Genomic DNA, 19,221 nt, shown 5'->3' with positions numbered 1-19,221 from the left:
TCCGGGCGAGCAGGCTCGCCGCTGCATGACGGAGCTATACGACGCCGCAACAGGATCGTTCGTGATGCCGCTCACACAGGCCGCGCGCCCCGGAAACCTCGCACGACCGTGATCGGCCGCAGCGGGCCGGGTCACGCCGCTCTCACCAAACCGCGATTTGACATTTCTTCTACATTTGTCAAAATCGACAAATGGGACCGAAGACCCGCATTCTCGACGCCACCATGCTGGTGTTCCGCCGCCACGGCTTCCGTCGCTCCTCGATCGAGCAGGTGGCGGAAGCCGCCGGGCTGACCCGGCAGGCGCTCTATCATCACTTCGAATCCAAGGAAGCGCTGTTCCGCGCCGTGGTCGAACGCGTGCATGAGCAGGCCATGGCGGCCGAGGACGCCGCCGTCGTCGCCGCGGAGCAGGCCGGCGGCGATCTCGGCGACATCCTGGCCGCCGGCATGAACGCGCGGATGAAAACCGCGATCGCCTCCTTCGACGGCTCGCCGCATATCGAGGAGCTGTATTCCGAGCACATCGCGCAGGCGCGCGACCTCTACCAGAAATATTCGGTGCTCTATGCGGAGCGCCTGTTCGCCGTCGTGGTACGGACGGCGCGCAGGTTGCAGCTCGTGCTGCCGCAGGGCATGTCGGCGGCCGATTTCGCGCGGCTGGTCGAGATGGCGGTGCACGGGTCGAAGTCGCAGCACCCGGCGATGCAGCCGGCGGACGCGTTCCTCAAGGACATGACCATGATGGTGCGGGCGCTCTGCGCCGGCGCCGTGCCCAAGCAGAAGCCGGGCGCCCGTAAGGCGACGGCGAGGAAAAGACCATCACCGAGCAAAACTGGAGGACGTCCATGAGCACGATGACCATCAATGGGCGGGTCGAGACCCTCCCCGACGATCCCGACGCGCTGCTGATCGACGTCGTGCGCGATCAGCTCCACCTGACCGGAACCAAGCTGGTCTGCGGTGCCGGCGTCTGCGGCGCCTGCACCGTGCTGGTCGACGGCGCGCCGGTCGCGAGCTGTCTGATGCCGGCGCAGGCTGCCGCCGGCAAGTCGGTGACGTCGGTGGAGGGCATCGGCGCGGCAGAGCTGCATCCGGTGCAGAAGGCGTTCATGGCGCATGACGCCCTGCAATGCGGCTTCTGCACGCCGGGTTTCATCGTCGAGGCTGTCGCGTTCTGTGACCATTGGCGTGCGACCAGGGGAACCGCGGTGCCTTCGCGCGAGGAGATCGGCGCGGCGCTGTCGGGCCATCTCTGCCGCTGCGGCGCCTATGACGGGATTTTTCGCGCGGTGGCGGATGCCTGCGCCGGCCGGTTCGACGGCGACCATGTCGTCGCGCCGCGCATCGAGGCCCGCGACAAGGTGACAGGCGCGGCAAAATACACCGTCGATATCAGGCACGATGGCCAGCTCGAGGGCGTGATCCTGCGCTCGCGCGAGGCGCATGCACGCATCACCGCGCTCGATCTCGCGCCGGCGCGCGCACTGGCCGGCGTCGCCGCGGTGTCGCTGATCGGCGACGATCGCATCGTGCGCTATGTCGGCGAGCCGATCGCCGCGGTGGCGGCCAAGGACCGCAACACCGCGCTGGCCGCGCTCGCCGCGATCCAGGTGACCAGCGAGCGCCTCCCCGCGGTGATCGGGCTCGATGCCGGCCGCAAGGACGACGCGCCTGTGGTGTTCGACAGAGCGAGCCGCAAGCGTGCCGGCAACGTCTCTGAAGTGGGCGGCGGGCCCGCGCCCTGGAAGCAGAACGTCCGCGGGCCGACCGCGGTGTTCTCGCAGCGCGCGGGCAAGGCGCGCAGCTGGGTGAACGAGGCGCGCCAGGCGGGCAGCCGGCTGCTCGTCGAAGGCACCTTTCGCACCGGCACGCAGCAGCATGCCTGCCTCGAGCCGCATGCCGCGGTGGCGCGCTTCGACGGCGACCGGCTGACGGTGCACGCCTCGTCGCAATGGGTGTTTCACCTGCGGGAGCAGATTGCAAAGCGCTTCAAGCTCGATCACGACAAGGTCCGCGTCATCGCCGATCACGTCGGTGGCGGCTTCGGCTCCAAGTCGAGCCTCGGCGTCGAGACGATCGTCGCGATCGAGCTCGCACGTGCGGCCAAGGCGCCGGTCAGGGTCGCCTACGACCGGCACGAGGAGCTCTCGGTCGCCGGCTATCGGCCGGCCGCCGAGGTGAAGGTCGCGCTGCTGCCCTCCGAAGCGGGCGGCCTGAAGGCGCTCGAAGTCACCGCGCATGCCGACACGGGTGCGGCGACCAATTCGACCATCGCGGCGTTGGCGCGGCTGATCTATCCGGCCGAAGCAAAGGCGTTGTCGGATTTCGATGTCATCAGCAATTTGCCGCCTGGCGCCGCCTTCCGCGGCCCCGGCGGTCCGCCGATGGCCTTTGCGGTGGAGCAGGCGATCGACGAGGCCGCGCTGCGGCTTGGCGTCGATCCGATCGCGCTCCGCAAGCGCTGGGATCCTGATCCGAACCGCCAGCGGCTGTACGACTGGGCGTCCGGGCTCGACACCTGGCGCAACCGCAAGCCGGCCGGGAGCGGCCGCTATCGCCGCGGCGTCGGGGTGGCGACCGGCTATTGGCTCTATCTCTGGCAGCCCAAGGTGAAGGTCGAGGTCGCGGTCAGGGGCGGCCGCATCGTCGCCAGCACCGCGACGCAGGATATCGGCACCGGTACCCGTAGCGTGATCGCCGATACCGTCGCGCGCGAGTTCGATCTCGAGCCGGACGAGATCGAGGTGCGGATCGGCGATTCGTCGCTGCCCGAAGGTCCCGGCTCCGGCGGCAGCCGCGTCACCGCCTCGATCTTGCCGCCGACGCTGTCGGCGATCCAGAAGCTGAAGGCCACGATGCTCGACCAGGCGACGCGGAAGCCGGCGCCGGGCTCGAACGCACCATGGCGCGAGCTGATCGCGCGCTCGCCCGATATCGCCGTCACGGAGACCCGCGGCGAGGACGGCAAGACCACCGCGCCCAGCATCCGCTCGCCGCTGCGCGACGTCGGCTTCATGGGCATCGTGTTCGGCTTCATGATGCGCCGCCTCTCCAACATCGTGGTCGGCGCCGGCGTGCCGAGCTCGGTGCAGGTGATCGAGGTCGAGGTCGACACCTGGCTCGGCCATGTGCGGGTGCTCAACGTGCACACCGGCATTGCCGTGGGCAAGGTCGCGGCTCCGGTGCTGGCGCATAGCCAGGCTTGCGGCGCCGTGATCCAGGGCCTCGGCTACGCGCTCTACGAGGCGCGCGAGCTCGACCCCAACAACGGTGACGTCCTGACCGCCGGCATGGAGGATTATCGCATTCCGGGAATCGCCGACACGCCCGCGATCGACGTACACTTCGACGAGGCCGGCTTCGATCACGTGCTCGGCAACAGCGTCGGCATCGGCGAGGTGGCGACGGTGCCGACATCGCCCGCGGTCGCCAACGCGATCCACGACGCGATCGGCATCCGCCTGACCGAGCTTCCGATCCGGCCCGACCGCATCGTCGCCGCGCTGAAAGGGAGGACCGCCGCATGAACACCGCAGCCGCAATGACCGCACCGGAATTCCGCGCTGCCGGCACCGATCTGTCGGAACGCCGCCGCAGCGGCGTCTCGCGCGGGCCGATCGTCGATCTCACCGCCAGTCCCGATACGATCGGTATCGCGTGGGGCACGGAGGGTGCGGCCCGGATCGGCGCCCTGACCGCAATCGCGACGATTGCGTCGGATGCGCGGATCGCGGCGGCCTATCCCGGCATCGCCGCCGCCGCGCACGGCCTTGCCACACCGCAGATCCGTCACCTGGCGACGCTCGGCGGCAACCTCGCCCAGCGCTCGCGCTGCTGGTACTTCCGCAATCCGCAGATCGGCTGCCTGAAGAAGGGCGGGACCGACTGCCCGGCACGATCCGGCAACCATCTCTATCACGCGGCTTTCGATCTCGGTCCTTGCGTTGCGCCGCATCCCTCGACGATGGCGATGGCGCTGCTGGCCTACGATGCGACGGTCACGACCGATCGGCGCAGCAGATTGTCGATCACCGATCTGCTCGGCGACGGCAGCAATGGTGCGGCCGACAATCTGCTGGCGCCAGGTGAACGGATCGAAAGCATCGAGCTCCCCGCGCCGCTCGCCGGCGAGCGCGCGCTCTACAAGCGCGCCATCAGCCGCACCCATGCGGAATGGCCGCTGGTGGAAATCTGCGTGCGCGCAGTGGTGTCCGCCGGCATTCTTCGCGAGGTCCATATCGCGGCCGGCGGGATCGCCCCGGTCCCGTTAAGGCTCACGGCATCTGCGGCGGCGCTGCAAGGCAAGACCGCCGATCCGGCGACGATCGCGCACGCCGCCGAGCTTGCGATATCGGGCGCAAAGCCGCTGCCGATGACCGGATACAAGCTCGACTTGCTCAAAGGTCTCGTGCGCGACGCGGTCGAGCGGATCGTAGAATAGGTGCGGCGGCCTCAGCGCGCCCGGGTCAGCGCCAGCCAGATGCCGCCGCCGATCATGAAGCCGCCGGAGATGCGCGACATCAGTCGCGTACGCTGCTTGGAGAAGAATTTTCGGGCGCGGCCTGCCGCCAACGCGTAAATTCCGTCCGTCATGGCGGCGGTTGCCATGAAGGTGAGGCCAAGCACCACGACCTGCGGGACGTGCGGCTTGTCCATATCCATGAACTGCGGAATGAAGGCGCCGAAGAACACCAGCACCTTCGGGTTCGAGAGCAGCACCAGAAAACCCTGCAGGAAGAAGCCGCCGCGCGGCGGCGGTGGCGCAGCATCGGTGCCGACACCCTCGACCGGCGAGCGGATCAGCTTGATGCCGAGCCAGACCAGATAGGCCGCGCCAGCGAAGCGGACCCAGTTGAACCAGTAACCCATGGTTGCCATCAGCGAGGTCAGGCCGACCGCGACGATACCGATCACGATCGCGAGCCCGACCTGCGCGCCCAGCACATTGATCAGCGCGGCACGGGTGCCGTAGCGCAAGCCGTTGGCGATCACCATGGTGACGATCGGACCCGGCAGCAGCGCCAGCGCAATGCAGGCGGCGACGAAGGCAAAATAGGCTTGCAGGGACATGGCGAAACTCACTGAGGTGAGCCGGAATTAATGCACGTTCAACGCGGAAGAGAAAGGGGTCCCTGCTGATGGCTGTCATACCCCGCGAATGCGGGGTATCCAGTACGCCGCGGCTTTACGGTCAAGCACCGGCGTCACTGGAATACTGGGTCACCCGCTTTCGCGGGTGACGGCACCGTTTGATAGGTGAGAGATAGGCTTCTCACCCGCCTCCCATCGCCGCGATCATCCATGTCCGGATCTGTTGCGATCCCAGCAACGCCAGCGCGGCCCGCTGCACCTGCGCCGCATCGCCCCCGCCCTGCGCGGCAGCCACCATGAGGTCGCAGCGGTGCGAGACCGCGATGCCGATTGCGGTGTGCTTGCCGCCCGGCATCTCGAGCTCATAGGGCCGGATGCGGCCGCGCATATCGGCGACATCGACGACATCTCCCGCCTTCAGCGGCACGAAGCGTTCGCTGATCATGTCGACGTCGGCGACGCGGTCGACCTCGTCGTCATCGGCGACGCCGCTATCGCAGTTGCAGAAGCCGAGCTTTGGCCGGAGATAAACCTCGACATCCGCGCCGCACGTCGCCGCGCCGCAGCGGAAGGCGCGGCCGGCGGGCCAGCCGTCGCGCGGGAACGGCCAGGCGATCTCTTGCCATCCGGAAGTCCGTGGCGGCGCCAACTCGTAAGCGGCGACGGCCGAGAGGCCACCGAGCGCCAGCAACATCACGGCGAGGGTCGGCCATCGGCGCGTCATCTCGCCCTCATGGCAGGCCTGCGATGCTGCGTGCTTCGCCGGCCAATTGCAGAATGTGCAACCCGGTGTTGGCGCGATCGACGGCGTAGATGTAGCCGCGATCGTCGGTCTCGACATTGTTGGTCTGGATCGCGACCTTGCAGCGCGGCTTGCCGTCAACCGTCACACAGCGCTTGTCGGTCGCCTCCGTGATCGACGGGATGAAGTAGCCGACTTCCCTGGGGTGATAGGGATCGCGGATGTCGAGCGCGCGGACGCCGGCATTGAAGAAGGCGATGAAGGCGAGCTTCTTGTAATAGACCGGTGCCATGCTCTCGTTCGACGAATGCGAGCCGAACCGGCCGCCGCGCTGGCAGAAGTTTCCACTCGCCTCCGGCACGGTATAGCTCGAGATCATCATCGGCCGCGCCTCGGTGGTGACGTCGGCGAACCAGACCATCTGCCTGCCCTCGCCGCATTCGTTCTGGATCGCCTCGTCGACGATCATCACGATGTCGCGGGTGCTGCCGTCCTTGTCATGGGCGAACTCCGCGATCGGCATGCCGGGCATCGGAAACACCGTGTGCGCGCCGTTCATCGCCGACATCGGCATCCGCGCGATCTCAGGGAGTTTCAGATTGTCCGGCGTCGGCTCCTTCGGTCCGTTCAGCAGTTTGTCGCGATCGACGATCTGCAGGAAGCCGCCCTTGTCGGTGCCGTAACCGAAATAGACGCGGTTGCCCTTCGGCCCGGTCGAGATCGGCCCGTGCAGTTCGGTCGGCACCGCACCGGTCGCGCCCGGCTCCTGTCCGGGCAAGCCAAAGTCCCTGATCTTGATGGGATGCGCGGGATCGGAAAGATCATAGACCTGCGTCATGCGCCGCGTGCGCCAGTCCGGCGCGCCCGACACCAGATAGGCGATGCCGGTGTCGCATTCCCAGAAATTCTTGTGCGTGTCCTTCAGCCCCTCGCCAATCCGGGTGACCAGCACGGGATTGGCGGGATCGGCCACGTTCCAGATCTCATGCGCCTCGCTGCCGAAGGTGCGCAGCATATAGACCGCGTTGCGATCGCCCTTCGGCAAATCCTTGCCGTCGCAGATCCGAACCATCTGCGCGCCGCCGGATTCATATTTGCCTTCCTGGCCCGGAATGTGCCGCAGATATTTCGGGTGCGCGGGATCGGTGACGTCGACGATCGAGGTGCCGTTCGGTTCAGGCTTGCCGGTCATCGGATTGACGGGGTCGGGAACGTCGTCGGTGCCGCCGTGGTGGCCGATATAGGCGATCCACCGGTTACCCTGATGATGGATGGTCGGCTGATAGGCGCTGCGCGCCTGCAAATCGTTATATCCGGCCAGCTTCATGTTCGAAGCTTCCGGAGGGTCTCCGATCTTCGGCTGCTGGGCGCTCGCGCCGCTTGCGAGCAGGATAACGAACAACGTGCAGCAACCTGCCGTAACGCGACCGCCCATGCGCCTCACCCCGAGTTCCCCGCCAATCTGCGTTGGCTGCTCACCACGATAGCACGCTGATGTCGGTGCCCAAACACACGCTCTTGACATGCAACTATTTGGTTGCCTATTATCCGACCCATGGATGAAGTCTTCAAAGCGCTGGCGGATGCCTCACGGCGGACGTTGCTGGACCGGCTTCACGATCAGAACGGGCAGACGCTCGGCGAGCTCTGCGACGGTCTCGACATGACGCGTCAGGCCGTCACCAAGCACGTTGTGATTCTCGAGGAGGCCAACCTCGTCACCACGATCAGGCACGGCCGCGAGAAGCTGCACTACCTCAACCCGGTTCCGATCCATCAGATCGGCGAGCGCTGGATCAGGAAATTCGAGCGCGGAAAGCTCGCCGCGCTCAGCGAATTGAAACGACAATTGGAGAAGCGTGATGAGTAAGCCTGAATTCGTCTATGTCACCTACATCGAGACCACGCCCGAGAAGCTTTGGGAGGCGCTGACCTCAAGCGAGTTCACGCGGCAATACTGGTTCGACACCGAGCTCAGGTCCGACTGGAAGGTCGGCGCACCGATCGCGCTCGTGATGAGCGGCAAGACAACCGATACCGGCGAGATCCTCGAGGCAGACCGGCCGCGGCGCCTCGCCTACACCTTCAGGCACGAGCTCGACGATGAAATGCGCGAGGAAGGGGCGACCAAGGTCGGCTTCACGACCGAGCCCTTTGGCAAGATCGTCAAGCTGACCGTCACGCATGAGGGCTTCCGCGTCGGCAGCAAGCTGCTCGACGGCATCTCCAGGGGATGGCCCGCGATCCTGTCCGGGCTCAAGAGCCTGCTCGAAACCGGCAAGGTCGCGGCGATTCCGCTCGCTGCGCTCGGGATCGAGGGCGTCGAATAACCATGAAGATCTATCGAAGGGTGCACGCGGACATGAATATCGACAAGTTCAAGCCGGCGATCGTCTACACCATCTACATCGCATCCACGCCGCAAGAGGTGTGGCAGGCGCTGACCAATACCGAGTTCAGCCGGAAGTATTTTTCCGGCAATGCGGTCGAGGTCGATCTTCGGATCGGCGGCGCCTACATCGTGCGCACGCCCGACGGCGCGGTGCACATCTCGGGCGAGGTGATCGAATGCGATCCCTCGAAACGGTTGACCGTCACCTTCAACGTCAACTGGCCGCAGCTGGTCGAAAAACTCGGGCCCACGCTCGTCACCTGGGAGATCGAAGCCGCCGGCGACGGTGTCAAGCTGACGCTGTTGCAGTCGCACGACCGCCCGATCAGCGACGACATCCTGTCCGGCGGTCGCACCGGCTGGCCGGCGATCCTCTCCAGCCTGAAGAGCCTCCTGGAAACCGGCCAGGCCATGGTGATCCCGATGCAGCCCCCGGCGCGCATGCTGGCCGCACTGAAGGAATTGGGGATTCCGATGCCGTGAACAAACTCCGCCGTCGTCCCGGCGAAGGCCGGGACCCATTACCACCGCTTTATGTGGTGGAGCTCGCTGGAGCCACAGCGTCGCGCAACAATTAAACCCTGCGGTTATGGGTCCCGGCCTTCGCCGGGACGACGGTGGAGAGAGCTACCCCAGCGCCCTTAGCTCCCGCCGCAGCACCTTGCCGGTCGCCGTCATCGGCAGGCTTTCGGCGAACTGCACGAAGCGTGGATATTCGTGGGCGGCGAGTTGCACCTTGACGAATTCCTGGATCTCGCGCGCCAAGGCGTCGCTCGGCGTGTGGCCCGGACGCAGCACGATCCAGGCCTTGATCGACTCGGTGCGGATCGGATCGGGGATGCCGACCACGGCGGACATCGCCACTGCCGGGTGCTTCATCAGCGTGTGCTCGATCTCGGACGGGCCGACCCGATAGCCGGCCGTGGTGATGACGTCGTCCTCGCGGCTGACGTACCAGAAATAGCCGTCGTCATCCTGGACGCCGAGATCGCCGGTCAGCAGGAACTCGCCGGCGTATTTCTTCGCGGTCGCGTCCGGATTGCGCCAATACTCGATCATGGTGCAGGGACATGGCTGGCGCACGCCGATGATGCCGCGCTGGCCACGCGGCAACTCCTCGCCCTGGTCGTTGACGATGCGGACGTCGAAGCCCGGCGTGGCGCGGCCCATCGAGCCCGGGCGGATCGAAAACAGATTGGCGTTGGAGCCGATCACGAGATTGCATTCGGTCTGGCCGAACACCTCGTGGGCATCGACGCCGAACGTGTCGCGCACCCAGCTCAGCAATTCGCCGCCGAGCGATTCGCCGCCGGTGAAGATGCTGCGCAGCCTGACGCCGGAATTCCTGACGTCCGCCTGCCGCATCAGCTTCAGCGCGGTCGGCGGCAGGAATACGTTGCGGATGCCGAGCTCGGCCATCATCTGCATCGCCGCCTGCGGCTCGAATTTGCGGGCGCGGTGACCGACCATCGGGATGCCGTGGTACCAGAACGCGAACAGGCCGTTGATCAGCCCGCCGATCCAGGCCCAGTCGGCCGGCGTCCACATCAGGTCGCCGGGCCGGGGCAGGAAATTGTGGCACATCTCGACATTGGGCAGATGGCCGAGCACGACGCGATGCGCATGCAGCGCGCCTTTCGGATTGCCCGTGGTGCCTGAGGTGTAGATGATCAGAGCGGGATCGTCGGCCGCGGTGTCGACCGTTGCGAATTCCGGTGACGCCGACCCGATCGCATCCCAGAAGGATGTCGTTCCGGACGGTGCGCGCTCGCCGACGGCATAGATGGTCTTGAGATCGGGAAGCCGATCGCGGATCTTTGCGATCTTCTCCCAGCCGGCCTCGTCGGTGACGATCGCCCTGGCGGCGGAGTTCGAGAGGCGGAATTCGAGCGCGTCCTCGCCGAACAGCGCAAACAGCGGGAGTGAGATCATGGCCGCGCGATACGCCGCGAGATGGGCGACCGGCAATTCGAGCGACTGCGACAGGAACACCGCGACGCGATCGCCGCGGGCAATGCCGTCGGCCACGAGCACGTTGGCGAAGCGCCGCGACGCGTCCGCGACCGCATCGAACGAGGTGCGCGTGGTGCCGCCGTCCTCGTCGACATAGACCAACGCGAGCCGCCCGGTGCCGTCGGCATGGCGATCGCAGCAGGCGGTCGCGATATTGAAGCGCGCGGGGATGTCCCAGCGAAAGTTGCGATAGAGCTCGTCGTAGGTGGCGGCTTCAGTCAGCATGGTGACCCGCGAGGTTGGACGTGGGGACTGCGAGCTTACCCGAACGGAGGATTTTTCGAGAGGCTTTGCGCGCGTCTCGGCTTCAGCTATCCCAGAGCAAGCCAATCGCTGCACGAATGCGGGGGAAACAAGACATGATGGGGATCGATCGTCCGACGCCGCGAATGACGCGCCGCAACATGCTTCGCGGCGGTGTCGCACTGGCCGCGGCCGCGCCGTTTTTGCGCGTGTCGGCCGAGGAAGCCGCCAAACCGGCCGCCGATGGCAAGCCGAAATCGCGCCTGATCCTGCTCGGCACCGCTGGCGGGCCTACCCCGAAACCCAACCGGGCGGCGCCCGCCCAGGTCATCGTCGTCAACAATACGTCCTATGTGATCGACTGCGGCAACGGGGTCGCGCGCCAGATGATCCTGGCCAAGCTCAAGCTGGCCTCGATCCGCAGCGTGTTCCTGACCCACCACCATTCCGATCACAACGCCGACTACGGCAATCTGCTGCTGCTGGCCTGGGCGACCGATCTCGCCAAGCGCGTCGATACCTACGGGCCGCCGCCGCTCGCGGAGATGACCCGGCAGTTCCTCGCGCTGAACGACTACGACATCCGCACCCGCATCGCCGACGAAGGGCGGCCGCCGTTGAAGGACCTGATCGTTCCGCATGAGATCAGCGCCGGTGCCCTCGTGATGCAGGACGACAATGTCAAGGTCACCGCGGCGCTGGTCGAGCATCCGCCGGTCGAGCCGGCGTTCGCCTACCGTTTCGATTGCCCAGACCGCTCGATCGTGATCTCGGGCGATACCCGGCCCTCGCAGAACCTGGTCAAGCTCGCGCAAGGCGCCGACGTCCTGGTCCACGAGGTCATGCATTTGCCGTCGCTCGAGCAATTGATCGCGACCGAGCCGAATGCCAAGACGTTGCGCGAGCATTTGCTGGCGAGCCACACCACGACCGAGCAGGTCGGCCGCATCGCCACCGAAGCCGGGGTCAAGACGCTGGTGCTGTCGCATTTCGTCCCTGGCGGTTATCCGTTCCTCAAGGATGAGGTCTGGTTCGATGCGGTGCGGCCGTATTACTCGGGAAATCTCGTCGTCGGCCACGACTTGCTGGAGCTGTAGACCGAGCTTCCCTGCGTGAACGCACTCCGCCGTCGTCCCTGCGAAAGCAGGGATCCATAACCACAGGAAAGAGTTGCGGCGCGACGCCGTTGGCCCCAGCGAGCTTTCACCGCGCACAGCGGTGGTTATGGGTCCCGGGTCGCGCTTCGCTTGCCCGGGACGACGGTGGAGGGGGCTACCTGCCGATCAACTACCCTGCATGTAGCGGACCGGATTTTCCTTGTCGGCTTTGAAGATGTCGGCGGCTTCGGCAAACAGCGCCGACACGGTCTGAGCGTTCAGGTCGTCGAACGTCTCGAAGCTGAAATTGTTGGCGCCGGACCGCAACGCGCCGAGCTTGCCGGCATGGCAGGAGACCAGCGGCTTGCCGGCGCGCGTCACCGCGACATAGACGCTGATGTAGTTCTTCTGCAGGGCCACGCCGATCACCGGCCATGGCGTTGTCTTGCCGGACTTGATCGCGTAGCGAAACTGGCCGTAACCGATCAACTTCATCCGCATGCCGGCGTCGCCCGCCGGTGTTCCGGCATGGAAATGCCGCTTCAGCGACGGCGCCGCCTTGCGCATCACGGCATGCAGCTGCTCGAGATCGGCGGTGCGTGCGGGGTCGAAAGCGAGATAGGCCTCCAGACTGTCCGCGGTGACACGAAACATCGGCAGGCCTCCGGCAACTATCCAGACAGCGCCGCCTTCACCAAACCGCTGGCCTTGCCGAAATCCATCTGGCCGGCGTATTTCGCGCGCAGCACGCCGATGACCTTGCCCATGTCCTTCATGCCGGCGGCGCCGGTCTCGACGACGGCGGCAGCGATCGCGGCGTTGACCTCGTCGTCGGACATCTGCTTCGGCAGATAGGCCGTGATGACAGCGATCTCCTCGCGCTCCTGGTTGGCGAGTTCGGCGCGGCCGCCCTTGTCGTAGAGCTCGACGGATTCCTGGCGCTGCTTGATCATCTTCTGCAGCAGGCCGAGCAGATCGGCATCCGAGAGCGGCGGCTTGCCCTGCCCGCGCGCGTCGATGTCGGCGTTCTTGATGGTCGAATTGACCATGCGCAGCGTGGAGAGCTTGCGCTCATCCTTCGCCTTCATCGCCTCCTTGACCGCAGTATTGATGTCGTCGCGCAGCATCGTGATGTCCCTAAAGCCAGCAATCCCTTCATGTAAGTGTTCCGCAGCGGCAGAACAACCTAGTTCCGCAGCCATTCGACCAGCGCATCGGCGCAGGCCTGCGGCCGTTCGAGCTGGGGCAGATGCCCGCAATCGGCGAGCACCACGAGCTTGGCGCCGGGAATACCGTTGGCCATCTCGTCCGACAGCGCGTTCGGCACGGTGTTGTCGGTATCCGATGTCAGCACCAAGGTCGGGCACTTGATCCAGGCCATGGTCGGCCGCGAATCCGGTCGGCTCATGACCGCGCTCTGCTGGCGGACGAAGGCCTCCGCGCCGACATCCGCGCTCATGTCGTCGACGATCCGGCGCAGGCTTGCATCGCCCTGCCGCGACGGATGCACGAAGCCGGGATAGAGTTCGTCGACAACGCTCCGATACTGCCCGCCCTTCGCGCGCTCGATCATGCCGCGGCGGCGTACCGATGCCTCCGGCGTGTCGGCGCGCGCCTGGGTGCTCATCAGCGCCAGCCTTGCCACCCGCTCCGGCGCCTGGCGCATGATCTCGAAGGCGATGTAGCCCCCCATCGAGTGGCCGGCCAGCGCAAAGCGCGGTGGCGCCTCGGCCAGGATCCGGCGGGCAATCGCGCCCATATTGTCGTCCCTGACGTGGTTGGCGACGGTGACCGGCCCGAACCGCCACAGCGCCGGGATCACCGGCGCGAAGATCCGCGGCGAGCAGATGACGCCCGGGACGAGCAGGATCGGCATTGTGTTGTCCATGCGGGGCTCCGGCCTCGGTCATTTTCGGCAAGCAAACGGCCGCTTGCGGGAACTTTTAGATTAAAAGGCCCCTTGGGCCTGTCAATTCGGCCGGTACGGCGGTGTGAATCCGCGCCCTTTCGCTTTGACGCCGCAAGGTGCGGCGTCTATTTAAAGGGCTCATGACAACATCCGAAAACGCTCCCGCCTGGCCGGACCACAAACCGACCGCGCTCCTCGTGCTCGCCGATGGCACGGTGCTGGAAGGTTTTGGCCTCGGCGCCGAAGGCCACGCCGTCGGCGAGGTCTGCTTCAACACCGCGATGACCGGCTATGAGGAGATCCTCACCGATCCCTCCTATGCCGGCCAGCTCATCACCTTCACCTTCCCGCATATCGGCAATGTCGGCACCAACGAGGAAGACATCGAGACGGTGAACATGGCCGCGACACCCGGCGCGCGCGGCGTGATCCTGCGCACCGCAATCACCGATCCCTCGAACTATCGCGCCACCCGCCATCTCGACCAATGGCTGAAGGCGCGCGGCATCATCGGCCTCTCCGGCATCGACACCCGCGCGCTGACCGCGCTGATCCGCTCCAAGGGCATGCCGAATGCCGTGATCGCGCACGCCAGGAACAGCGAGTTCGACCTGCACGGGCTGAAGGAAGAAGCCCGCGAATGGCCCGGCCTCGAGGGCATGGACCTGGTGCCGATGGTCACCTCCGGCCAGCGCTTCACCTGGGACGAGACACCCTGGGCGTGGGGCGAAGGCTTTGGCCGGCAGACCGCACCCGAATTCAACGTCGTCGCGATCGACTACGGTATCAAGCGCAACATCCTGCGCCTGCTCGCCGGCGTCGGCGCCAAGGTCACCGTGGTGCCGGCGACGACCTCGGCCGAGGACATCCTGGCGATGAAGCCGGACGGCATCTTCCTGTCGAACGGACCCGGCGATCCGGCCGCGACCGGCAAATACGCCGTGCCGGTGATCCAGAAGGTGATCTCTTCGGGCACGCCGACCTTCGGCATCTGCCTCGGCCACCAAATGCTGGGCCTCGCCGTCGGCGCCAGGACCATGAAGATGCATCAGGGCCACCACGGCGCCAATCATCCGGTCAAGGACGAGACCACCGGCAAGGTCGAGATCACCTCGATGAACCACGGCTTTGCGGTCGACCAGGCGACGCTGCCCGATGGCGCCACACAGACGCACATCTCGCTGTTCGACGGCTCCAATTGCGGTATCGCGCTCGACGGCAAGCCGGTGTTCTCGGTGCAGTACCACCCCGAAGCCTCGCCCGGCCCGCGCGACTCGCATTATCTGTTCCAGCGCTTTGCCGACCTGATGCGGCAGAAGAAGAGCGCGGCGTAAACACGCGACCTGTCATTGCCGGGCTTGACCCGGCAATCCATCCTCTTGAAGAAAGATGGATGCCGGATCAAGTCCGGGCATGACGCGATGTGTTCGCCGCTAAATCTCGGAATTACCGACGTGACCGACAGCCCCACCCCGCAACCGGAATACGGCGTCTCCTCGATGGAGGTGATGGCGTCAATGCCGGGGCTCGATTTCGTGCGCGGCATCTTCGCGCGCACGCTGCCCGAGCCGCCGATCATGCAGACGGTCGAGCCGTTCGATTGCAGCGCCGACCCCGGCCATGTCGTGATCCACAGCGTGCCGGGCCGGCGCCATTACAACCCGATCGGCTCGGTGCATGGCGGCTATGCCGCGATCCTCTTGGATTCCGCGATGGGGCTCGCGGTGCAGACCACGCTACCAAAAGGCTCCGGCTACACCACGCTAGAGTTCAAGATCTCCTTCGTCCGCGGCATGAGCGAGGACACCGGCACGATCCGCACCGAGGGAAAAGTGCTCAATGCCGGCCGGCGCGTGGCGACCGCGGAGGCGCGCATCACCGACGACAAAGGCAAGCTGATCGCACACGCGACCACGACCTGCCTGGTGTTCGAGTTGCCTAAAACCGCCTGAAAAAAAGTAGGGTGGGCAAAGAAGCGAAGCGACGTGCCCACCATTCTCGGCGTGCTCGTGATGGTGGGCACGCCTACGCTTTGCCCACCCTACGCGGCTTTCCAACGCGACCTGACGACAAGTCCACGCATTGGAGCCATGACGGAGCACGCTGGATCAGCGCCGCCGTTCTGTGATTGACTTTGCCTGTCCGAGATCAGGCCAACATGATCCGGCAACGAGCAAGGAAACGCCCGATGACATCAGCTGCCCCGGACATGGCGATCCGCGACATCCGCGTGACGATGCTGCGGCTGCCCTGGGCCGACGATCCCTGGTTGAAAGGCGCGGCGCTGGGCGAGACCCGCGACATCCTGATCTGCGATGTCGAGACCGCAAGCGGCATCACCGGCATGGGCTATCTGTTCGTGTTCCGCCCGGCGATGAAATCGATCGCGGCCTGTCTCGAGGAGTGCATCATCCCGCTCGTCAAGGGCAAGGACGCCACCGCGATCGAGGCGATCTGGCGCGATCTGTGGACCGCGACGATGACCTACGGCCGCGGCGGCATCGCCGCGATGGCGATGTCGGCGCTCGACATCGCGCTGTGGGACGCAGTCGGCAAGCGCGCCGGCCTGCCGCTGCACCGGCTGTGGGGGCATTATCGCCCGCAGATCCCGGTCTACGGCTCCGGCTGCTTTCGCGGCGCCGGCGGCGACGGAATGATCGAGAAGGCGCTGCATTTCGTGAAGCAGGGCTACAAGGCGATCAAAATGCAGGTCGCTCACGTCCACACGCCGGCGCAGGACCTCGATAATGTGCGCCGCATGCGCGAGGCGCTCGGTCCCGACATCGACATCATGATCGACGTCAACATGGGATGGAGCGCCGATATCGCGATCGAGATGGGACGCAAGTTCGAGAAATACGACATCTACTGGCTGGAGGAGCCGGTGCCGGCCGATGATTTCGCCGGCTATCAGCGCATCGCGGCCGCGCTCGACATGCGCGTGGTCGACGGCGAGACCCATTTCACGCGTTACGATCTGCGGCCGTTCTTCCTCAATCCCTGCCTGCCGATCCTGCAGCCCGATCCGATGCGCGGCGGCATGACCGACCTGCGCAAGATCGCAGCGCTTGCGGACACCTGGGGCGTGACCATCGCGCCGCATCTGTTTCCCGAGCTGAATGTGCATCTGCTGGCCTCGATCCCGAACGGCATCTGGTGCGAGAACATGGCGCTGATCGACGATCTCTGGGTCGATCCGCCCGAGATCGCTGACGGCATGATCACGGCACCGGAGCAACCGGGGCACGGGCTCAGATTCAAGGACGAGGTGCTGAAGTTCAGGATTTCGTAGGAACGGTCTTCAGGGAAGCGGTTTGCCCAGAGACCGTAGGGTGGGCAAAGCGCAGCAATTTCGGAGGATTGCCATGTCCGTAGTGAAAGCCGGAGCCGAACCGCTGGCGATCGTCTTCGAGGATGACGGCCTGATCCCGAACAACCCGATGCCGTTCCTGGTCTACAAGGGCGCCGTCGATGTCGGCAAGGACCCTGAAGCCGCGATCGAGCAATTGTTCGGCGGCAACGGCTGGGGTGCGATGTGGCGCAACGGCGTCTACGACTTTGCGCATTACCACGCCACCCTGCACGAAGTGCTCGGCATCGCCCGCGGCAGCGCGCGCGTGCAATTCGGCGGCGCGCATGGACGTGCGCTGGAGGTTGCGGCCGGCGACGTCGCGATCCTGCCCGCGGGCACCGGGCATCAATGCCTGTCGGCAAGCGACGATTTCTCCGTGGTCGGCGCCTACCCGCCGGGTCCGCCGATGGATCTGCAACGGCCGACGCCGGAAAACCATGCGAAGGCGCTGAAGACGATTCCGCTGGTTGCGAAGCCGGCGACCGATCCGGTGATGGGCAAGGACGGCCCGCTGGTGCGGCTGTGGAGGAAGTAGCCGCTGCAAGCGCTCCATCTCCCCTTCTCCCCTTCTCCCCTTCTCCCCTTCTGGGAGAAGGTGGCGCGAACGAAGAGATCGTAGGGTGGGCAAAGCGAAGCGTGCCCACCTTCACACGCACAGTGCAAGAAAGGTGGGCACGGCGCATGCGCGCCTTTGCCCACCCTACGAGAGCGGCGCGTAGCTATGCCGCGTTGCTGCCTTCCTGGCGGCTGGCTTCGAACAGGAACCAGGTGCGGCGCTCGGTTTCGTCAATGAAGGTTTCCAGCAAGCCCGCGGTGCCGGAATCTTCGTGATCGTCGGCGAGCTTGTGCGCCTTGCGCATCGCGGCAGCCATCTGCTTGTTGTCTTCCATCAATTCGCGCAGCATTTCGACGGGCGGGACATAGTCCTCGTCATTGTCCTGGATGGTCTGATGCTTGGCGATCTGGCCGATCGATTTCAGCGTCGCGCCGCCGAGCTTGCGAACCCGTTCGGCAAGCTGATCGGTAGTGGCGAAGATCGCGTCCGACTGCTCATCCAGCATCAGGTGGTAATCGTGGAAGTGACGGCCGCTGACATGCCAATGGAAATTCTTGGTCTTCAGATACAGTGCAAAGGCATCCGCCAGCAGCGTATTGAGCGAGGCCGAAATCTTGTCGACCGCAGCCTGCGGCAGGTCGCTCGGCGTGTCGAGATTGGGCGAGATTTTGTCACTCTTGGCTTTGCTCACGATAAACCTTCCTGTTAGGAACCCGGGACTTTCGGCCCATTGAACATTGGCCGCCGGACCGCTAACGCATCACGCACCTGCCTGTTCCTGTGTCAGGAACCCCGATTCTTACTGGAATTCCCTGCAATGGATGAATGGATCGATTATTACGATTCCACGCATACGATCTATGCAAGCCGGTTGCACCGCGACCTGCATTTTGACGTCATCGCGCGGGACATCATCGGCTACATCGATTCACCCGACGCAGTCGTGCTGGACTATGCCTGCGGCGAGGCGCTGTCGGCGGCGAAGGTAACGGACGCCTGCGCGCGGCTCTATCTGGCCGAGCCCGCGCCCGGCGTGCGCGGCAGGCTGGCGGCGCGCTTTGCATCGAACAGCAAGATTGGCGTGCGCTCGCTCGACGAGCTGAAACAGATGGACGCCGCGTCCATCGACCTCGTCGTGATGAACTCGGTCGCGCAATACATGACACCGCAGGAGCTCGATTCCGCGTTCGAGGTGATCCACCGCCTGCTGAAGCCAGCGGGTCGCTTCGTGCTTGGCGACATCCTGCGCCCCGAGGTCGGGATGATCAGGGACGTAACGGCGCTGTTGCGCTTCGCCGCAACCCACGGCTTCCTGCGCCACGCCGCCATCGGGCTGGTCTCGACGGCGCTGTCCGATTACCGCGAGCTGCGCACCAGGATCGGCCTGCAGCGCTACCGCGAGGATGAGATGATCGCAAAGCTCGGCGCCGCCGGCTTCCGCGCCGCCCGCGCGCCGCGCAACATCGGGCACAATCCGTGGCGGATGACCTTTGTCGCGCAGCACTGATCGCTCGCCGGGACGTTAAGGTTAATGAACGGTAAACATGGCCGCCGCTGAAATAACCAGCAATGATCGCTTTGGCCCGGTGGCGGAAGCGTCGACGCGGCAGTGGTGCATCACTGTTTATCCTGGTTCAAATCCAGGCCGGGCCTCCAGCCTTCGCTGCTGACGCAGCTTCGGCTTGGCAAGCCCTCTCGTGGCGAAGGCTGCCTCGGCGTAGCCCGCAGGGCGAAGCCGACCCTCCCGTTCCCTTTGCTCCCGAGCACGCACCCCATCCGGAATTTCCCCCAGAATTCAGGGCTGATTCGGCCTTTTTGGGGGTT

At 65.4% G+C, this 19,221-nt stretch carries 20 protein-coding genes and 1 tRNA gene; 13 read left to right on the top strand and 8 right to left on the bottom strand.

The genetic code is table 11. The annotated features are described in order from the left end of the window. Positions 1-191: 191 nt before the first annotated feature. The 3 genes from IC762_RS07030 to IC762_RS07020 are packed head-to-tail and all read left to right on the top strand — an operon-like array spanning position 192 to position 4,443. Positions 192-851, top strand: coding sequence for a TetR/AcrR family transcriptional regulator (locus IC762_RS07030; RefSeq protein ID WP_195788008.1), 660 nt, complete (start codon positions 192-194; stop codon positions 849-851). Beyond that, positions 848-3,529, top strand: coding sequence for a molybdopterin-dependent oxidoreductase (locus IC762_RS07025; protein ID WP_195788007.1), 2,682 nt, complete (start codon positions 848-850; stop codon positions 3,527-3,529). The genes IC762_RS07030 and IC762_RS07025 overlap by 4 nt, the downstream gene beginning before the upstream one ends. Next, the gene (locus tag IC762_RS07020) at positions 3,526-4,443 is read left to right on the top strand and encodes an FAD binding domain-containing protein (RefSeq protein ID WP_195788006.1); all 918 of its coding nucleotides are present in this window, start codon (positions 3,526-3,528) and stop codon (positions 4,441-4,443) included. The genes IC762_RS07025 and IC762_RS07020 overlap by 4 nt, the downstream gene beginning before the upstream one ends. Positions 4,444-4,454: 11 nt before the next feature. Here IC762_RS07020 and IC762_RS07015 read toward each other — a convergent pair whose 3' ends face one another. The 3 genes from IC762_RS07015 to IC762_RS07005 form a co-directional block, all read right to left on the bottom strand. Next, positions 4,455-5,072: a LysE family translocator gene (locus tag IC762_RS07015; protein WP_195788005.1), complete on the bottom strand. Its 618-nt coding sequence runs from the start codon at positions 5,070-5,072 to the stop codon at positions 4,455-4,457. Positions 5,073-5,274: 202 nt separating this feature from the next. Continuing rightward, positions 5,275-5,817 (bottom strand): hypothetical protein, encoded by a 543-nt coding sequence (locus IC762_RS07010; RefSeq protein ID WP_195788003.1) that lies wholly within the window; start codon positions 5,815-5,817, stop codon positions 5,275-5,277. A gap of 7 nt (positions 5,818-5,824) precedes the next feature. Next, a complete protein-coding gene (locus tag IC762_RS07005; protein ID WP_195788002.1) occupies positions 5,825-7,270 on the bottom strand; it encodes an LVIVD repeat-containing protein in 1,446 nt (481 codons plus the stop codon). Positions 7,271-7,390: 120 nt separating this feature from the next. Between IC762_RS07005 and IC762_RS07000 the strand changes: the two genes are divergently transcribed. Genes IC762_RS07000 through IC762_RS06990 form a run of 3 tightly spaced genes read left to right on the top strand, consistent with a single transcriptional unit; the run spans position 7,391 to position 8,710 of the window. Further along, a complete protein-coding gene (locus IC762_RS07000; RefSeq protein WP_195788000.1) occupies positions 7,391-7,705 on the top strand; it encodes an ArsR/SmtB family transcription factor in 315 nt (104 codons plus the stop codon). Further along, positions 7,698-8,165, top strand: a complete 468-nt coding sequence (locus IC762_RS06995; RefSeq protein WP_195787998.1) for an SRPBCC family protein — start codon at positions 7,698-7,700, stop codon at positions 8,163-8,165. The genes IC762_RS07000 and IC762_RS06995 overlap by 8 nt, the downstream gene beginning before the upstream one ends. A gap of 32 nt (positions 8,166-8,197) precedes the next feature. Further along, complete coding sequence (locus IC762_RS06990) at positions 8,198-8,710, top strand: SRPBCC family protein (RefSeq protein ID WP_195787996.1); 513 nt, start codon at positions 8,198-8,200, stop codon at positions 8,708-8,710. 144 nt (positions 8,711-8,854) lie between these two features. Here the strand turns inward: IC762_RS06990 and IC762_RS06985 are convergent, their stop codons facing one another. Beyond that, the gene (locus tag IC762_RS06985) at positions 8,855-10,465 is read right to left on the bottom strand and encodes an acyl-CoA synthetase (protein ID WP_195787995.1); all 1,611 of its coding nucleotides are present in this window, start codon (positions 10,463-10,465) and stop codon (positions 8,855-8,857) included. 134 nt (positions 10,466-10,599) lie between these two features. On the opposite strand from IC762_RS06985, the gene IC762_RS06980 reads away from it, so the two are divergent. Next, on the top strand, positions 10,600-11,580 hold the full coding sequence (locus IC762_RS06980; RefSeq protein ID WP_210338418.1) for an MBL fold metallo-hydrolase: 981 nt from the start codon (positions 10,600-10,602) through the stop codon (positions 11,578-11,580). A 186-nt stretch (positions 11,581-11,766) separates the two neighbouring features. Here the strand turns inward: IC762_RS06980 and IC762_RS06975 are convergent, their stop codons facing one another. The 3 genes from IC762_RS06975 to IC762_RS06965 are packed head-to-tail and all read right to left on the bottom strand — an operon-like array spanning position 11,767 to position 13,468. Next, positions 11,767-12,234: a DUF1801 domain-containing protein gene (locus IC762_RS06975; protein WP_195787994.1), complete on the bottom strand. Its 468-nt coding sequence runs from the start codon at positions 12,232-12,234 to the stop codon at positions 11,767-11,769. Positions 12,235-12,251: 17 nt separating this feature from the next. Continuing rightward, the gene (locus IC762_RS06970; RefSeq protein ID WP_195787993.1) at positions 12,252-12,707 is read right to left on the bottom strand and encodes a GatB/YqeY domain-containing protein; all 456 of its coding nucleotides are present in this window, start codon (positions 12,705-12,707) and stop codon (positions 12,252-12,254) included. A 59-nt stretch (positions 12,708-12,766) separates the two neighbouring features. Further along, positions 12,767-13,468 carry an alpha/beta fold hydrolase gene (locus IC762_RS06965; protein ID WP_195787992.1) on the bottom strand — a complete coding sequence of 234 codons (702 nt, stop codon included), beginning with the start codon at positions 13,466-13,468 and terminating at the stop codon, positions 12,767-12,769. 161 nt (positions 13,469-13,629) lie between these two features. On the opposite strand from IC762_RS06965, the gene carA reads away from it, so the two are divergent. The 4 genes from carA (at position 13,630) to IC762_RS06945 (ending at position 17,376) form a co-directional block, all read left to right on the top strand. Then, complete coding sequence (gene carA / locus IC762_RS06960; protein WP_195787991.1) at positions 13,630-14,823, top strand: glutamine-hydrolyzing carbamoyl-phosphate synthase small subunit; 1,194 nt, start codon at positions 13,630-13,632, stop codon at positions 14,821-14,823. 165 nt (positions 14,824-14,988) lie between these two features. Further along, positions 14,989-15,441 carry a PaaI family thioesterase gene (locus IC762_RS06955; RefSeq protein ID WP_433995898.1) on the top strand — a complete coding sequence of 151 codons (453 nt, stop codon included), beginning with the start codon at positions 14,989-14,991 and terminating at the stop codon, positions 15,439-15,441. Positions 15,442-15,677: 236 nt separating this feature from the next. Continuing rightward, positions 15,678-16,781 carry a mandelate racemase/muconate lactonizing enzyme family protein gene (locus IC762_RS06950; RefSeq protein ID WP_195787988.1) on the top strand — a complete coding sequence of 368 codons (1,104 nt, stop codon included), beginning with the start codon at positions 15,678-15,680 and terminating at the stop codon, positions 16,779-16,781. A gap of 73 nt (positions 16,782-16,854) precedes the next feature. Then, positions 16,855-17,376 carry a hypothetical protein gene (locus IC762_RS06945; RefSeq protein WP_195787986.1) on the top strand — a complete coding sequence of 174 codons (522 nt, stop codon included), beginning with the start codon at positions 16,855-16,857 and terminating at the stop codon, positions 17,374-17,376. 184 nt (positions 17,377-17,560) lie between these two features. On the opposite strand, the gene IC762_RS06940 is transcribed toward IC762_RS06945, so the two are convergent. After that, positions 17,561-18,088, bottom strand: a complete 528-nt coding sequence (locus tag IC762_RS06940; RefSeq protein ID WP_195787985.1) for a Dps family protein — start codon at positions 18,086-18,088, stop codon at positions 17,561-17,563. Between the two features lie 126 nt (positions 18,089-18,214). Here IC762_RS06940 and IC762_RS06935 point away from each other — a divergent pair, with 126 nt between their 5' ends. Together IC762_RS06935 and IC762_RS06930 are read left to right on the top strand one after the other, a co-directional pair. Beyond that, positions 18,215-18,904 (top strand): class I SAM-dependent methyltransferase, encoded by a 690-nt coding sequence (locus IC762_RS06935; RefSeq protein ID WP_195787983.1) that lies wholly within the window; start codon positions 18,215-18,217, stop codon positions 18,902-18,904. A gap of 73 nt (positions 18,905-18,977) precedes the next feature. After that, positions 18,978-19,053: transfer RNA gene (locus IC762_RS06930), tRNA-OTHER, on the top strand. The last annotated feature ends 168 nt before the right edge of the window (positions 19,054-19,221 follow it).

This window comes from Bradyrhizobium genosp. L (genome assembly GCF_015624485.1).
In the GTDB taxonomy this organism is placed as follows: domain Bacteria; phylum Pseudomonadota; class Alphaproteobacteria; order Rhizobiales; family Xanthobacteraceae; genus Bradyrhizobium.
The sequence above is the reverse complement of the archived record's forward strand: the minus strand, read 5'-3'. Positions and strand labels throughout refer to the sequence as shown.

Bases quoted from the DNA above. Each gene is read 5' to 3' on its own strand.
- IC762_RS07030 (WP_195788008.1), top strand. From the start codon at position 192: ATGGGACCGAAGACCCGCATTCTCGACGCCACCATGCTGGTGTTCCGC.
- IC762_RS07025 (WP_195788007.1), top strand. From the start codon at position 848: ATGAGCACGATGACCATCAATGGGCGGGTCGAGACCCTCCCCGACGAT.
- IC762_RS07020 (WP_195788006.1), top strand. From the start codon at position 3,526: ATGAACACCGCAGCCGCAATGACCGCACCGGAATTCCGCGCTGCCGGC.
- IC762_RS07015 (WP_195788005.1), bottom strand. From the start codon at position 5,072: ATGTCCCTGCAAGCCTATTTTGCCTTCGTCGCCGCCTGCATTGCGCTG.
- IC762_RS07010 (WP_195788003.1), bottom strand. From the start codon at position 5,817: ATGACGCGCCGATGGCCGACCCTCGCCGTGATGTTGCTGGCGCTCGGT.
- IC762_RS07005 (WP_195788002.1), bottom strand. From the start codon at position 7,270: ATGGGCGGTCGCGTTACGGCAGGTTGCTGCACGTTGTTCGTTATCCTG.
- IC762_RS07000 (WP_195788000.1), top strand. From the start codon at position 7,391: ATGGATGAAGTCTTCAAAGCGCTGGCGGATGCCTCACGGCGGACGTTG.
- IC762_RS06995 (WP_195787998.1), top strand. From the start codon at position 7,698: ATGAGTAAGCCTGAATTCGTCTATGTCACCTACATCGAGACCACGCCC.
- IC762_RS06990 (WP_195787996.1), top strand. From the start codon at position 8,198: ATGAATATCGACAAGTTCAAGCCGGCGATCGTCTACACCATCTACATC.
- IC762_RS06985 (WP_195787995.1), bottom strand. From the start codon at position 10,465: ATGCTGACTGAAGCCGCCACCTACGACGAGCTCTATCGCAACTTTCGC.
- IC762_RS06980 (WP_210338418.1), top strand. From the start codon at position 10,600: ATGATGGGGATCGATCGTCCGACGCCGCGAATGACGCGCCGCAACATG.
- IC762_RS06975 (WP_195787994.1), bottom strand. From the start codon at position 12,234: ATGTTTCGTGTCACCGCGGACAGTCTGGAGGCCTATCTCGCTTTCGAC.
- IC762_RS06970 (WP_195787993.1), bottom strand. From the start codon at position 12,707: ATGCTGCGCGACGACATCAATACTGCGGTCAAGGAGGCGATGAAGGCG.
- IC762_RS06965 (WP_195787992.1), bottom strand. From the start codon at position 13,468: ATGGACAACACAATGCCGATCCTGCTCGTCCCGGGCGTCATCTGCTCG.
- carA (WP_195787991.1), top strand. From the start codon at position 13,630: ATGACAACATCCGAAAACGCTCCCGCCTGGCCGGACCACAAACCGACC.
- IC762_RS06955 (WP_433995898.1), top strand. From the start codon at position 14,989: ATGGAGGTGATGGCGTCAATGCCGGGGCTCGATTTCGTGCGCGGCATC.
- IC762_RS06950 (WP_195787988.1), top strand. From the start codon at position 15,678: ATGACATCAGCTGCCCCGGACATGGCGATCCGCGACATCCGCGTGACG.
- IC762_RS06945 (WP_195787986.1), top strand. From the start codon at position 16,855: ATGTCCGTAGTGAAAGCCGGAGCCGAACCGCTGGCGATCGTCTTCGAG.
- IC762_RS06935 (WP_195787983.1), top strand. From the start codon at position 18,215: ATGGATGAATGGATCGATTATTACGATTCCACGCATACGATCTATGCA.